The organism is Leptospira gomenensis (assembly GCF_004770155.1).
Classification (GTDB): domain Bacteria; phylum Spirochaetota; class Leptospiria; order Leptospirales; family Leptospiraceae; genus Leptospira; species Leptospira gomenensis.
Genome location: NZ_RQFA01000072.1, coordinates 70,194 through 84,079 on the forward strand (window position 1 = coordinate 70,194; position 13,886 = coordinate 84,079).

Genomic DNA, 13,886 nt, shown 5'->3' on the forward strand with positions numbered 1-13,886 from the left:
AAAAAAGTAAGTAAGTATTTTAGAATATTCTTAAATTTAAACATATGCAGGAGAGCCGAATGGGCGTTCCATTTATTGATATCAAGAGATTCGAGCCGGGATTGCTGGAAGAATGGGAAGAAAAAGTGAAAGTTCTCAGTAAAAACGCGAGCTTTATCGGAGGAGAGGAAGTTTCCCAGTTGGAAAAGAGTCTCGCTTCTTACGCACAAACGAAATATTCCGTCGCGTGCGCGAACGGTACGGACGCTCTTCAGTTGGCTCTGCGCGCGCTCGGAGTAGGAAAGGGAGACGCGGTTCTGCTTCCGGATTCCACGTTCTGGGCGACGTTCGAATCCGTAGTCAACGTGGGAGCGGATCCCTATACCGTGGACACGGATCCGGACGATCTTCAGATGGATTTTTCCGAATTCGAAAAAGCGGTCGATCGCGTTAAACCGAAGGCGGCGATCATCGTACATCTTTACGGTTGGGGTTCGGCCCGGATCGAGGACTTTCGTAAGTTATGTAATTCCAAGGGAATCCCACTTTTGGAGGACGGGGCTCAGTGTTTCGGAGTGAAATACAAAGGAGTATCGATCTACAAGGACGCGCTTATCAGCACCACCTCCTTTTATCCCGCGAAGGTTTTAGGCGGAGCCGGTGACGGAGGAGCGCTTTTTACAAACGACGAGGAATTGGCGAACAAAGTGAGAATGTTGTCCAATCACGGCAGAATTTCGCATTACGCGTACGGAGACGTAGGTTGGAATTCCAGGCTCGATACGTTACAGGCCGCGTTTTTAAACATCAACCTCAAACACCTCGATGCAAGATTGAAATCGCGACGCGCGAGTGCACAAAAATATTATGAAGTACTCCCAAACCTCGGAGTGAACGTGATAAGACCTCCGAAAGATTACGAAGAGAACGGTTATTGTAACGTAACTCTTTCCACTCCGGAGGAAAGGCCGAATATCCAAGAGACGCTTAAGGAAAAAGGAATCGGTTTCGGAAACATTTATCCGGGAGCGATGAGCGATCAACCCGGAGCCAAACCTTATATCAAGGGAAAATTCGGCGATAAACATACGACGGGCAGGATCTGCGCTTCCGTTCTCAATTATCCTCTGTTTCCTTATATGAAAGACGAGGAGTTGGAGGAAGTTTTTAGCGCGATCCGAGGGTTCTATTCCGGAAAAAAATGATTCTATGAGTTAAGGGGTGGAACGTTCGTTCTGACTTCCATAAGTTTTTTCTTGTGTTGCACTTGTCTTTGGTCTAATATTTAAGAAGGGGGATTTAATCATGGAAATAGACATAGGAATATCCGAAAAAAACAGGGACACGATCAACGCAGGTTTACAGAAACTTTTGGCCGATACTTATACTCTTTATTTTAAAACCCACAGTTATCATTGGAACGTGACCGGTCCGCTATTCAACACGCTTCATCTGATGTTTCAAACCCAATACAATGAACTATGGCTTTCCATCGACTTGATCGCGGAACGGATCCGGTCTTTGGGTTTTTTCGCTCCGATTTCCTCCGGGCAACTCGGAAAGTTGACTTCCATCCACGAAGAAGGCGGCGTTCCGAACGCGGAGGATATGTTGCGTCATTTGGTGAGCGGTCATGAAACCGTCATCAAAACCGCGCGTTCCCTGTTGCCCGCGGCGGACGCGGGAGGAGACGAGGTGACGCTCGATCTTCTTACCCAAAGATTGGAAGTTCACGAAAAAACGGCGTGGATGTTGCGGAGTATGCTCGAAGTGAAAAACGTCTGATTTCGGGCGCCGTCGCGGCTTTAGGAATGAATTTTCCTTCGGAGGAAGAGTTCGAATTTAAGAAGTGCGGCGGTTCTCCTATGGAACGGGAAGGCCGTGAAACGACGTTCCGTTTTCTGTGGCCGGATCGCTGATCGATATCGCACGACATTCCTAAATACTAATGTATATTTTCTGAATACTCGGCCGTTTTCCGATACGGAAGGAATTGGCGAAAAGCCCGTATTCTTAGGGGACATTCTCCACTTCTGAGTTAGAGCCGGGGCTTTCCGATTCCGGAAGTAGGAAACGGGCCGGATGCGGTTTTTCCACTTCGTGGACCTCGATCCGCCAAACAAACGTTAGCCGATAAATTTATCCGGATATCTCGACTTTATTTCTTTCAAAAACGCGTCCGCGTTCTCCAGGGAGTTTAAATCGACGAGAAAATAGAGAACCGTTCTTAGACGGACCTTTAGGAAAACGTAATTCTTTTTCGGGATGATTTTGAGAAGTTCCTGGGCTTTGATCGTAAAATTTCCGCTTTCGTCCGATATCGAAATCGTATCCTCCGCTACGGAGACGATTCCTCCTCCGCTCTCGAATTTGATTCTTTTTAACGCAATAAAGGGACGAAGAGTATAAAAAATTCCGAATATTCCGAAAAACAAAGCCAATACAAAGCCGTTGGTCTCCGAGGCGAGATAAAACTCGGCGGCGGAAAGTGCGATCAACAATGGTCCGGTAAATCTACGCTGAAACCATAGATACGGGCGGTTGTAGTAGCCGAATAGGTAGTTTCGCCTTTGTGTTTTTGCATCCGAATAATATTTGTATTCCATAATATTATTAAATACTCCGGTCTTAAAATTTTCCTAATTCGCGATCAGTTCCCGCGATATTTCCTTTTCAACGCGGAAGTTACGCACCAAAGAATTGAGGATGGAAGAGAGTTGTTTTAGGAATTCTCCCGTGGCGCTTAACTCCTCCGATTGTGCTGAAATTTCGTGGAAAGCGCCGCTGATGAATTCCACAGATTCGTAGAGGCCTTTGATTTCGGAGAAACGTTGTTCCATATTTTGCATGATGATGTCGCTTCGTTCAATCATGGAAGTATTGAGAAGATCCAGATTTCGGATCATGTCCGAGTATCGCGCGCCGTTGTTTCGTATCTCTATCTGAGTCTGTGCGAGACTTTTAAATTCGTCCGTTAGAGTTTTAAAAAACTCGACCGTTCCGAATACGGTTTGTTTTCCGCGTAAGACGGAGCTTTGTATTTCCCCTAGAATTTCTGCTGCTTTTTTCGTGCTGTCCTGCGTGCCCGAGGATAGTTTGCTGATCTCTTCCGCCACGACTCCGAAACCTTTTCCCGATTCTCCGGAACGTGCGGCTTCGATCGAGGCGTTGATCGACAACATTCCGAGTTTAACGGAGATGTCGTTCAAAAGTTTTACGAGACTTTCCACTTTTTTCGCGGAATCTCCGATATCGTTGATGTCCGATTCCAAATGATCCAATTCTTTTCTGCTTCGATCTATTTTGTTCACCGATTCGCGGGAGCGTTCCGATCCGAGTTTGAGATCCGAATCGAATTTTTGAAAGCCAGTCACCAATTCGTTTAACAATTTGTGTGCTCCTCGTTCGATCTCCTTTTGTTCCGTTGCCGAAGATGAGATCTGCCGAAACGAATCCCGAAACGAATCGAAAATAGCCGTCACTTCTTCGAGGCTGGCGGCTTGTTCCTGGATTCCGTGGCTCATGTTTCCCCATGCGGCGGATATTTCGGAGGCGGAATTCTCTAATTCGCCGGATTTTTGTTTGATCGTATAAATCATCTCTCCTAAGTTTCCGAGATACTGATTCATCAAAAAGGCGATGGCGCCCGCTTCGGTTCCGTGATCGACGTGGATTTTTCTGGTAAGATCTCCTCCACCTTTGGAAAGATCCTTGAGGGAATGGATCAGGTCGATCCAACTGGATCCCGCTCCGTGTTCCGCTACGTTCAAACCTTTTTCCTCGAACTCCTCGTTGACCCGGATCCCGATCGTTATCTTCAACGCCCAAAACAGAATCAGTCCCAGGCCGAACGCCCAGACGGCGCAGGAAACCACACCCAATAGCTGAGGCAATATTTGAATATTATGATTAGCTGATAGAATAGGAAGAAGAATCGTTCCTAAGATTCCGCAGACGCCGTGGACAGGAAAGGCTCCGACTACGTCGTCTAATTTGAAGACCTTCTCCAGCACGAGAGAGGAAATGACTACGGTGATTCCCGCGCAGGCTCCCACAAAAAGCGAAGCTGCGGGAGATATTTCGTTGCAGCCCGCGGTTACCGCCACGAGTCCTCCCAAAACTCCGTTCATACATTCTTCCACGGATGCGATCCGGTAGATCAACCAGGATACGGAAATGGCGAGCATTCCTCCGGCACTTCCCGCCAAACTGGTGTTAAGGATTATCAGGGGAACGGAATCCGTGAACGAAAGCGCGCTTCCTCCGTTGAATCCGAACCACCCAAACCAAAGGATAAATACTCCCAATACGGAAAAAGTTAGATTGTGGCCTTGGATTTTTCTCGGACTTCCGTCCTCTTTGAATTTGTCCTTTCGAGCGCCGAGTATGATGACACCCGCGAGAGAAATCCATCCGCCGAGGGAATGGACTACGGTCGATCCCGCGAAATCGACAAACCCTTGTTTTGCGATCCATCCTCCGCCCCAGGTCCAGTGACCGAAAATAGGATAAATGATAAGCGAAATTACGACCGAAACGATCAAATATGCAGAAAACTTAATGCGTTCCGCGACTGCTCCGGAAACGATCGTCGCCGCGGTTCCCATAAACGCCACTTGAAAAAGAAAAAACGAAAATTCCCGACCTGATTTCAGACCTTCCAGAAAAAAAAGATTTTTACCGATCCATCCCTGTTCCGAAAGTCCGAACATCAATCCGAAGCCGACGCTGAAGAACGCGACGGTCCCGACGATATAATCCATCAGATTTTTAACCGCGACATTGATCGTATTTTTTAAGCGGGAAAGTCCCGTCTCCAACATCAAAAAGCCGGCCTGCATAAAAAACACGAGAGCGGAACAAACGATCAACCAGATCGGATCGACCGTCTTTGATAATTCTTGCGCGGGACTCAGATCGTCCGCAACTGCGAAGGAAGTAATTCCCGAAAATAAAAAAAGTAAAATCCCGAAAAACTTTCGGGAACGTTGGAGCACGTTTGTTTTCATCTGATTCTAACCGCTTGGCCGTCGTGGGTTTCGAATCCGAAAGCATTCGGCGAACGGATTCTTACTTGAAAACGGCTTTTTTATCCGATTCAAAAAGTGCATCGTCCAATGAAGATCGTCGAACGTTGAAAATGCGCTTCTACTATGGAAAGTAATTACACTTCTTTGTAATCAATGATTTATTGGTAACTCAGGATTTTTTTGTACTTTTTCGAACAATATATACGTCATGCGAAATTGCATTTTATAAGTCGATATTTACTGTAGAGAAACGGTTTCTAAGAATTGTTGCGACCGTGTCAAGAGCGGACCCGAGCGGGTTTTTTAGGGCTGAAACGGAGTGAAGAGCAAAATCCATTCGCCGCTGAGACGTTCATACCAAGATTCTTCCGGATAATACGCTCCGCCGACCGCTTCCAAAACGGTTTTCATATACGGTTCTCCCGGATCGAAATCCTTGCCGTCCAAATGGATCGAACCGCCCCATTTTTTTTTCGCCTGCGTATGGGAATAAACTCCTCTTAACGATTCCACCTTTTCGTTGTTCAACGGTATTTTGAACCTTTCCGAAAGTTCTTTGACAAGTCGTACGACCGCTTCCGTTTGTTCTCGATTGGACAACAACATTTCGGTGTCCTTACCCACGATTTCCACCTGAAAGCAGTTCGCGTTCGTACCCGTGGCCGCTGCGGCCGTGTCCAGGATGGAATCCAAAAGTTGATAGATTTTCCCGTCTTTGTCCGCAAGAAAGGTGGCGGATAAATTCCGTTTTTCTAATATTTCTATCGTCTTTTGATAATCCGGAATCGCGGTGTAGTGTAACACGATACAATCGGGACGAATCACTCCGCGATGATTGTAACGAAGCCTTCGATCCTCCGGAGCTTTTCCCTCGGAAGTTTTTTCGACCGAAATTAAGTCGATCGTTGGGGAAGGGGAGATTCCGCGACCGTGACTGAAAACGGGGTTTATTTTTTTTCCGGCGGAATCCGTAAACTTTTCCTTTCTCAAAACCCAACCCGGATGAAAACGATCCTTCCACTCCGTCTCGGGATGAAACCTGCCTCGCAGTTTTTCCAAAATCGCGGCGAGGGTTTTTTCGCCTCCACATTCCGTCGTATCCAAAAATCGGCCGAATTTCTTTTTACTCTGCGTATGGGTGAAAATTCCCTTTCCGCCGGCAATATCATAATTATTGAATGGAATCGAATGTTCTTTTCCCAAGTTGCCGATCAAATCGGCGAGGGAGTTCAGTTGCCCCTCGTTTTTTACGGCCGCTTCTCCGTTCCCTTCCCAAGCGATATGAATACTATGTTCATCCATTCCGGGAGCCGCTTTGTAGAGGATTTTGGAAGGTTCTTCCACTCCGTAAACGACGCCGTTTTCCGACACGATAAAGTGGACCATCCAACCCGCGGCCCGACTCTTTTCCAAATATTCCCCCGCTTTGAGACCGGCGGTGTGATGAAGAAGAATCGATTTTACCCGAAATCCCCACCTTCTTTTACCCACCGAGTCCAAGGAATCCGCGCCGATCCCCAAGGCGCCGAACGGAAGGATTCCGTTTTTGTCGGAAAGAGAAGTCCCTTGGATCGGAGGAGAGGTGGCGCAACCGGTTAAAAAGACGCCCAATAAAAACGCTTCTACGGAAGGAAATTTCATCTGCCGTTCACCTTTTCCCTGAGACGAGATACGTCCTCTCTGAGTTTTTCGAGGGACTTGGAAAGTTTCCGATGACGATTTATTAAATCTGAATATTCAAAAATTCTAAAATTTCTTTCCTTTTTGGATTTCGGGTCGTCCTCTTCGGGTGCGAGCGGAATGTCCCGGAAAATTTCCGACGACGAATCGAATTCCCGCGTTAGTTTGACGAATTCCGCGGAACAAGCCGAAAAATATTCGGGTGGGAACTCCCGCTTTTTGGATTCGAGTCGTTTTTCGAGGTCGTCCGTCGCGGCTTTTAAAAAGGAAAACAGGGATTGGTTGTCTTGGACGATCTCGTCGAGCGATTCCCGGAGATGAAGTTCCGTCTTCGATTTGGAATGATGGACTCCTTTTCGAGCCTTTCTGTAGATGACGTAGATCAGGAAAACGGAAACGAGGAATATGAACGTAAAAAGAAAAAAAGTCCGTTTCCCGTAGATCCATTCCAGGGTTTCCCATTGTAGAAAGTCCGGCGCCCAAAATGCGATTCCCGTAAAAATCGCAATCGAAACGAAAAACGAATAGAAAAGGATTCGAATTGCCATTCGGATTCATGACAGAATCCAGGCGCGCGCCTGTCAAGGAAACCTTAACGTTTCCGAAAACGTAGATACACGTTCAAGATCTCCTCCCCGCCGAGCCGATACTTCTAAAGATGGAAGAATCCGCTCCGCAAAAAAAACAACCGAACAACGTGGTGAACTTGGGTCTTTACAAGATCAAAAAAACTCTCCGAGAAGAGGGATTCGAAGTCGTGGAAAAACCCAACGGAAAAATCTCCCTCGTCATTCGCGTCGCTAAAGGAAAACAAAGTTAAAGGATTTTCCTAAGGGCGAAAACGGGGCTCTTTCCGAAGGTCCAGATCGGATCCATTCCGTTGGAAGGTATTCTCCGTCCAACCTAAATCCCCGGAACTTTGCGGCCCGCCGCACGGAGCGTTTTGTAATATATTATAGTTTTAGAATATTCTAAAATAATAAGGCTAAATTCACTCTTCTTCCGCGTCCGGAAGATCCACTTCCTCCCGTTTGGGTTCGGGTTTTAGGAATTCCCCGCATTTCTCCTTGAGTTGTTCGTGGATTTTCCATTTGTCTCCTGCGAGAGGCATTACACGGAGATACAATCGATAGTTGCGGATTGATCCTTTGCAATATCCGCCTTTGAGATAAAGACTTCCGAGGAGTTTTCTGGCTCCGGGATGGGCGGGTTCCAGTTCCACCACCTGATTGGCCAGACGAACCGCTTTGTCCGGATTGTTTGCGGCCAGTTTTCTCGCTTCCTCCCAAGCAGGGAGGGTTTCGGTTTCGTATTTTCGATACAGGTCGGAATTTCCCATCTGAAACAAACGGAAAACGATCGCGTCTTCTTTTCCGTTTTGACAGATCGCATACCATACGTCTTCTTCCCGTTCGGTGATGCGGTTGGCGCGAATTCCGGCAAGTCGGGAACCGTCGATACATCCCGTCGCTTCGAAAAGATCCTTCATCGCTCGGGGAGAAGTGGCGAAGATTCTCCGGGCGCGATTTTCGAACGTGGCGATCTCGTCTTCGGGTAAGGAATCTTCCGGATTGGGTAGATCCACGAGTCCGGATAAAACACGCAACTTAATGGACGAGTCGAGAACCCAATCGGGAAGATTTAAGGATTTGAGAAAGAGATCTTCCTTCGGGAAAATTCTACGATAAATCGAACATTGCGCGAAGGAAATAAGAAACAGGAATACGATCGATTTCTTAAGGAAGTAGAAAAACGATCTTAGAAGGACTTTTTGATTTGCCACAATAGGTAACATGTGATTTCTCAACAATAGAATCAATCAGGAATCTATGATCCAAGAACTGAAAGCAGATCTGAACGGCAAGGGACAAAAACATTGTGTGATCGTCTCCCGCTTTAACGAATTCATCACCGACGCCCTTTTGAAAGGCGCGCTCGAATCGTTTCGTATGCACGGCGTCAAAGAAGAGGACGTTACCGTTGTCCGAGTTCCCGGAGCGTACGAAATGCCCGTGGTCGTTGCCAAGGCCGCGGCTTCCAAAAAATACAATTCCGTCATCTGTTTGGGTGCGGTCATCCGCGGGGCTACGGCTCATTTCGATTTCGTCGCGGGAGAATCCGCTAAGATCGGTTCTATCGGAGTTCAATATTCCATTCCGGTCGTTTTCGGAGTTTTGACCACCGATACGATCGAACAAGCCATCGAAAGGGCCGGAACCAAGGCCGGCAATAAAGGTGCGGAAGCCGCAGCTACAGCCGTCGAAATGGTCAACCTGCTCGCCCTTCTTTAGATGTCGGCCAGACGCACTTCCCGTGAAATCGCCGTTATGGCTCTCTATCAGTTGGAACTGACGGGACCTCCTCTTAAGGAAGTTCTAAAGTTCAAATGGTACGATAAAAAAATCGAACAGGAAGAAAGGGATTTCGCGGTTTCCATCGTAAATGGGGTTGTGAAAAATCAGGAACGGATCGATACTCTTATTAAGAAATATTCCAAGAACTGGGACTTTTCCAGAATCAGCGTCGTCAACAAAGCGATCCTTCGGTTGTCGGTGTATGCGTTGTTGTTTACCTGGGAAGTTCCGAAGAACGTGACGATCGACGAAGCGGTGGAACTCACTAAGGAGTTCGAAAGCGAAGAGTCGGCCCGGTTCGTGAACGGAATTTTGGACTCGATCCTCAAAAACGAAATCAAATCCGATGGATAACGACATCCGCAAGAACAGGCTTTTTTTGGAGGGAATGGAGGAAAAAGAACTCTATTTCCCGGAGGAAAGGGTCGCAGTTCGAGTCCGGAGATCGTATAATAAACTTCTAATATTCTGGATTTTAACCGGTGTTTTGGTGTTGGGCGGTTTGGGATTCGCCGTCTATTATCAGTTTTTTAAAACGAAATCGGGAGATTCGGATTTTGCGGGCGGATTCAACAGGGATCTTGTTCAAAACAAATCGGATATCAATCGCCTTTTGGAACGACCTTATCTTCCCGACGCGAACGCTAACCCCGCCTTGGCGAAATGTATCAATCTTTACAAGGAACGTTTTACCAGACAGGCCTTCGACTACTGTAACGAATTTCTGGATTCGACCGGAACACAAGAGGAAAAGTCTATCGCCTTGACGGTGTTAGGTGTGATCCACGACGAAAGCGGACGTTATCCGCAGGCGATCGAACGTCTGCAGCGCGCGGTTCAATTCGATCCCAAAAATTTTCACGCGTATTACAATCTCACCTTGGCTTATAAACACGCGGGTAGGTTCGCCGATGCGAGAATGGCGGCCCTAAAGGCGAAAGAGATCGCGCCCAACGATCCAAGGGTTTCGCTTTTGGCGGGGAATCTGTTTAACGAACTCAACGATCCCGACGCCGCCATAGACGCGTATAAGGAAGGGCTTTCCGCTTCGCCGGACGACATGTATCTTACCTACAACCTCGCGGTAAGTTATTTCAAAAAAGGCGATATTCCCCAAGCCGAAGAGGAATTTAAGAAAGTCGTTATGAAGACGCCTTCGGGAAGATTGGCGGCTTTATCGCATTCCTATTTGGGAAATATCTCGTACAACAAACAGGATTATAAAAGCGCGGAATATCATTTCCGTCAGGCGAGCAATCTTTCCCCCAACGAAGCCAAATACTTATACAACCTTGCTGTAGTATTACAAAAGAACGGCAACAAGGAAGAAGCGTTAAAATATTTGGAGCTCGCACGCGACGCAGGAGCGAACGATCCGGAAATTTACAGATTGATCGCGGAAGGTTTTTCCAATCTGAATCAGGGTGAGATGTCGATCTCCGCGCTTCAGAAAAGTCTAAAATACAATCCGACGGATTTGGATTCCCTCTTTCAACTCGCCGAAGCCTATTACAACAAAGGCGATCTTTTGGCGGCCGAAGAAACCTATCGCAGGATCGTTTCCTCCACTCCGGGAGACGGTTTTACGGAAACGGCGTTGATCAATTTGGGAGTCGTTCTGGATCAGATGGAACGATATTCGGAGGCGATCACCGCCTTGAACCGCGCGATCGAACTGAATCCGAAAAACTCGAAAGCGTATCATACATTAGGACTTGTTTATAAACATTCCGGTAACGGAACGCTCGCGATCGAAAACTGGAGAAAATCAACCGCGATCGAACCGGAAAATGTTCAAAGCCGCGAGGCCCTAGGCGATTATCTTCTCGAGAATAAATTCTTTAGAGAAGCGGTGGAGGAATATACCGGGGTCGTCAAACACAAAGAGGATGCGTATAAGGTTTATCTGAAAATGGCGGAATCCTATATGGGAATGCAGGACGATTCCAACGCGGAGAAAATCCTACTCAAGGTTTTGAATTCCTCGAAAGACGGAGCGGATCTCAAAAACGCGCATAAAAAATTGGCGCTTTTATACAACAAATCCAAGGATCCCGATCTGAAAAACAGGGCCAAGGACGAGGCGTTTCGTTCCGCACACATGGATCCGGACGACATGGAAGGCCGCTTGGTACTTGCGAAAATTCTAATAGACTCGAATTCGATTTTGGATCGAGAGAAGGCCATCGACGAATTGACCGCGATCGTACGTTCCGATGTGAGACCTAAGATCGCCTCAACCGCATACAATTATCTCGGAATTTGTTATTACAAAAACGGAGAATACAAAAGGGCGGTGCGGTCGTTTCAAAGCGCTATAGACTTGGATCCGTCGTTGTCGGAAGCCTACGAAAATAAAAGGGCCGCTTCGGCAGCCCTGGAAGAATCCACCAGGAGAGAGGGATTTTTCTGAAGCATCGACTAACGTGCGTTTTATTCTACGCGATTACGATTCCGTTTTTTTTTCCGATTTATCTCGAAGCCGCGGAAACTCCTAAAGACGAATTTAAGGAAAAATTACTCGGTTCCGGCAAAGCTCAAATAGTGGCCATCGGTGAAATCCGTTCCCGCGGTCGTCTCGATCTGGTGCGGGAGTTGCTTCCGATTTTTCAGAACGAATCCGTGGATGAAAAGGTTCAGTTTGCCGTCCTACGTTTATTTTTCGATCTGGAGGATTTGGATTCGCACGCGCCGAATTGGGTGAGCGTTCTGGACTCCGTTTTTCAGAAGACCACGAACGTAGCACTCAAAAAGGAAATTCTCCTTTTGGCGGAAAAGAAAAAGGAAAAACGTCTGATCTATTCCGTCATTGCGGCGTTAGGCGATCCTGAAACCGAATTACGTTCCTTGAGTTACCGTTTGATGCAACTTTTAAAGGACGATCGGGCGTTGCCGATTCTTTTGGACATGTCTCTTTCCAAGGATCCTGTTCAGAGGCTTTACTTTTTGGAATCCTCCCTTATCATCAAAGACGAACGGATCCAAAATCAGATTCATAAACTCGCCAACGACGAAAGCTCCGGCGTAAGAAAGAAATACCTTATCGCGATCAACCGTTTGGGAATGACCGAAAAATTTTCCCAATTCCAAAAATCGGCTTCGGGTGATCCGGACGACGACGTCCGTCTTGTCGCATTAGAAATTTTAAAGAATAAACGAAATCGCCAATATCTTTCCCTTTTTTACAAAGGTCTTACCGATGCAAATCCCGACATACGCAGGGTGTCCTTGGAGGCTCTGATTACGTTTCAGGATAAACAGGGAGCCAAGGTCGTTTCGGACCAGCTCGTTAAGGAGGACGTATTGTTCCTCAAGGCGAGGATGATCGATTTACTTTTGGATTTAGGCAACAACGGCGGAGGACAGGGAATTTTGGCGGTGTTGACCAACGGGGAGGAACCCGAACTTCGAACCAAAGCCGCGTTCGCAGTGGGCAAGTTAGGCGCCAACACGAGCGCACTGGAACTTACCAAAATCCTTTCGGAAGAGACGGAAAATATGGTCAAGTGGCAACTCATTCATTCTCTGGGGGAACTCAAGGATAAGAACGCCGTTCCCGCTCTGCTCGTGCTCGCGAGAAATCAAAGGGAGAAACTCAACCTTAGAATCGAGGCTGTCGCTACGATCCGGATGATCAACGATCCGGACAGTCTTCCTTCTCTCTTTGAAGCGTACGTTTCCGAAAACGAAAAAACTCTCCGTTCGGAATTGGAGAATACGATGCGCGAAATTTTGAATCTGAAATTTCCACCGAAAATTCCCCAATAGGACGGTTTCATTCCTTTAAGACGACTAACGTCGATTTAACGGAAGAAAAAATCGTTCGCTCATAAAATTTTACGCCGAACGAAGGCTCAAAAATCCTCCGTAAAGATATTATTATTAAACTTCATTGACATTGAAGCCTCGTTTTTGGAAATAGAATCAGATTTTTAAGGAATGAAAATATCATGAAAAACTACCTATCAATTCTCGCAGTAATTGCGATCGTTCATTGTGCGCCTTCCACAATGGTAAAGGTCAACACCGAACCGGCTGGTTTGGAGGTTTATTATCAAGGAATGAAAGTGGGCAAAGCTCCCGTGGATGTGGAAATGTCCAACATCATATTCGAAAAACACGTCCTGGAAATCAGAAAAGATAAAAAGATCTTGAGGACCGTTCCCGTCATTACGGAAGTAAAAAGTATCAATATCATCGGGGGAATTTGTTTTCTAGTTCCTTTTATCTGGGTTTCCGGTCCTAAATCGTATCAAAACATCACGATCGACGATGCGATCACTTCCGAATTCTCCTCTAAAAAAGAAGCTGCATTGGTCGTTTCCCATCTTCCCCAAGGCGTGACCATGACGATAGGTGCGAGAGTTTTAGGAAGCGAAGATTACGCTTACGTGGAAGCAAAAGATCAGGAGATCAAGTTATGCGATTCGGAATCGTGTAAAAGTCTCGGAATCCATAATTTCGAAACTGAAAAAAGTTATTTTTATCAGGTCAACGCGAATCAACTCTAAACTCGCGTTTCAACGAAGAGTAATCTCGGGGAAGCTGATCGACGACGCGGTCTTCGATCAACTTCCCTCTGTTTTTCACGTAAACGATCCTATGATTTTTTTCTCCGTGTAAAAAACGGTTTTCCACAAAGAGGATTCGGTTGAGGGAAAATAAAAGGGCCGAAATGAAATCGCGTTGTTCGAATTGTTCTTTTACGAATTGGGAACAGGAAGGTTCCATCGGACAAGCGACATTTTGAAAATTTCGTTCCACCGTTTGATGGGCTTCGATTTTAGAAAGAATCAATCTGTTCAGGAAAAAAAGATCCTCCGAACGAGTTTGTTCCTCCGCT

At 46.6% G+C, this 13,886-nt stretch carries 14 protein-coding genes; 8 read left to right on the forward strand and 6 right to left on the reverse strand.

Annotated elements, in window-relative coordinates; genetic code table 11:
- The first annotated feature begins 59 nt into the window (after positions 1 to 59).
- A complete protein-coding gene (locus EHQ17_RS15940) occupies positions 60 to 1,184 on the forward strand; it encodes a DegT/DnrJ/EryC1/StrS aminotransferase family protein (RefSeq protein WP_135591657.1) in 1,125 nt (374 codons plus the stop codon).
- Between the two features lie 97 nt (positions 1,185 to 1,281).
- Positions 1,282 to 1,764 (forward strand): Dps family protein, encoded by a 483-nt coding sequence (locus tag EHQ17_RS15945; protein WP_135591655.1) that lies wholly within the window; start codon positions 1,282 to 1,284, stop codon positions 1,762 to 1,764.
- Between the two features lie 341 nt (positions 1,765 to 2,105).
- Here EHQ17_RS15945 and EHQ17_RS15950 read toward each other — a convergent pair whose 3' ends face one another.
- The 4 genes from EHQ17_RS15950 to EHQ17_RS15965 all read right to left on the reverse strand — a co-directional run bounded on the left by EHQ17_RS15950 (position 2,106) and on the right by EHQ17_RS15965 (position 7,237).
- Positions 2,106 to 2,585 (reverse strand): hypothetical protein, encoded by a 480-nt coding sequence (locus tag EHQ17_RS15950; RefSeq protein WP_135591653.1) that lies wholly within the window; start codon positions 2,583 to 2,585, stop codon positions 2,106 to 2,108.
- A gap of 33 nt (positions 2,586 to 2,618) precedes the next feature.
- A complete protein-coding gene (amt, locus tag EHQ17_RS15955) occupies positions 2,619 to 4,988 on the reverse strand; it encodes an ammonium transporter (RefSeq protein WP_135591651.1) in 2,370 nt (789 codons plus the stop codon).
- Between the two features lie 324 nt (positions 4,989 to 5,312).
- Positions 5,313 to 6,650: a peptidoglycan recognition protein family protein gene (locus EHQ17_RS15960; RefSeq protein WP_135591649.1), complete on the reverse strand. Its 1,338-nt coding sequence runs from the start codon at positions 6,648 to 6,650 to the stop codon at positions 5,313 to 5,315.
- Entirely contained in the window at positions 6,647 to 7,237 is a 591-nt protein-coding gene (locus EHQ17_RS15965) for a hypothetical protein (protein WP_135591647.1), read from the reverse strand. The genes EHQ17_RS15960 and EHQ17_RS15965 overlap by 4 nt, the downstream gene beginning before the upstream one ends.
- A 110-nt stretch (positions 7,238 to 7,347) precedes the next feature.
- On the opposite strand from EHQ17_RS15965, the gene EHQ17_RS19840 reads away from it, so the two are divergent.
- Positions 7,348 to 7,509, forward strand: a complete 162-nt coding sequence (locus EHQ17_RS19840) for an iron-containing alcohol dehydrogenase (RefSeq protein WP_167881232.1) — start codon at positions 7,348 to 7,350, stop codon at positions 7,507 to 7,509.
- 171 nt (positions 7,510 to 7,680) lie between these two features.
- Here EHQ17_RS19840 and EHQ17_RS15970 read toward each other — a convergent pair whose 3' ends face one another.
- Positions 7,681 to 8,484 (reverse strand): tetratricopeptide repeat protein, encoded by an 804-nt coding sequence (locus EHQ17_RS15970; RefSeq protein ID WP_135591645.1) that lies wholly within the window; start codon positions 8,482 to 8,484, stop codon positions 7,681 to 7,683.
- Positions 8,485 to 8,518: 34 nt separating this feature from the next.
- Here EHQ17_RS15970 and ribH point away from each other — a divergent pair, with 34 nt between their 5' ends.
- The 5 genes from ribH (at position 8,519) to EHQ17_RS15995 (ending at position 13,554) form a co-directional block, all read left to right on the forward strand.
- Positions 8,519 to 8,980: a 6,7-dimethyl-8-ribityllumazine synthase gene (ribH, locus tag EHQ17_RS15975; RefSeq protein ID WP_135591643.1), complete on the forward strand. Its 462-nt coding sequence runs from the start codon at positions 8,519 to 8,521 to the stop codon at positions 8,978 to 8,980.
- Positions 8,981 to 9,397, forward strand: coding sequence for a transcription antitermination factor NusB (gene nusB / locus EHQ17_RS15980; protein WP_135591641.1), 417 nt, complete (start codon positions 8,981 to 8,983; stop codon positions 9,395 to 9,397).
- Entirely contained in the window at positions 9,390 to 11,456 is a 2,067-nt protein-coding gene (locus tag EHQ17_RS15985; RefSeq protein ID WP_135591639.1) for a tetratricopeptide repeat protein, read from the forward strand. The genes nusB and EHQ17_RS15985 overlap by 8 nt, the downstream gene beginning before the upstream one ends.
- 38 nt (positions 11,457 to 11,494) lie before the next feature.
- Positions 11,495 to 12,811, forward strand: coding sequence for a HEAT repeat domain-containing protein (locus EHQ17_RS15990; RefSeq protein ID WP_135591637.1), 1,317 nt, complete (start codon positions 11,495 to 11,497; stop codon positions 12,809 to 12,811).
- A 182-nt stretch (positions 12,812 to 12,993) separates the two neighbouring features.
- On the forward strand, positions 12,994 to 13,554 hold the full coding sequence (locus EHQ17_RS15995) for a hypothetical protein (protein ID WP_135591635.1): 561 nt from the start codon (positions 12,994 to 12,996) through the stop codon (positions 13,552 to 13,554).
- Here EHQ17_RS15995 and EHQ17_RS20330 read toward each other — a convergent pair.
- Positions 13,535 to 13,807 carry a membrane protein insertion efficiency factor YidD gene (locus EHQ17_RS20330; RefSeq protein WP_167881231.1) on the reverse strand — a complete coding sequence of 91 codons (273 nt, stop codon included), beginning with the start codon at positions 13,805 to 13,807 and terminating at the stop codon, positions 13,535 to 13,537. The two genes, EHQ17_RS15995 and EHQ17_RS20330, sit on opposite strands and share 20 nt — an antisense overlap.
- Positions 13,808 to 13,886 lie beyond the last annotated feature (79 nt).

Bases quoted from the DNA above. Each gene is read 5' to 3' on its own strand.
- amt (WP_135591651.1), bottom strand. From the start codon at position 4,988: ATGAAAACAAACGTGCTCCAACGTTCCCGAAAGTTTTTCGGGATTTTA.
- EHQ17_RS15970 (WP_135591645.1), bottom strand. From the start codon at position 8,484: ATGTTACCTATTGTGGCAAATCAAAAAGTCCTTCTAAGATCGTTTTTC.
- EHQ17_RS15995 (WP_135591635.1), top strand. From the start codon at position 12,994: ATGAAAAACTACCTATCAATTCTCGCAGTAATTGCGATCGTTCATTGT.
- EHQ17_RS15950 (WP_135591653.1), bottom strand. From the start codon at position 2,585: ATGGAATACAAATATTATTCGGATGCAAAAACACAAAGGCGAAACTAC.
- EHQ17_RS15985 (WP_135591639.1), top strand. From the start codon at position 9,390: ATGGATAACGACATCCGCAAGAACAGGCTTTTTTTGGAGGGAATGGAG.
- EHQ17_RS15960 (WP_135591649.1), bottom strand. From the start codon at position 6,650: ATGAAATTTCCTTCCGTAGAAGCGTTTTTATTGGGCGTCTTTTTAACC.
- EHQ17_RS15940 (WP_135591657.1), top strand. From the start codon at position 60: ATGGGCGTTCCATTTATTGATATCAAGAGATTCGAGCCGGGATTGCTG.
- EHQ17_RS19840 (WP_167881232.1), top strand. From the start codon at position 7,348: ATGGAAGAATCCGCTCCGCAAAAAAAACAACCGAACAACGTGGTGAAC.
- ribH (WP_135591643.1), top strand. From the start codon at position 8,519: ATGATCCAAGAACTGAAAGCAGATCTGAACGGCAAGGGACAAAAACAT.
- nusB (WP_135591641.1), top strand. From the start codon at position 8,981: ATGTCGGCCAGACGCACTTCCCGTGAAATCGCCGTTATGGCTCTCTAT.
- EHQ17_RS15965 (WP_135591647.1), bottom strand. From the start codon at position 7,237: ATGGCAATTCGAATCCTTTTCTATTCGTTTTTCGTTTCGATTGCGATT.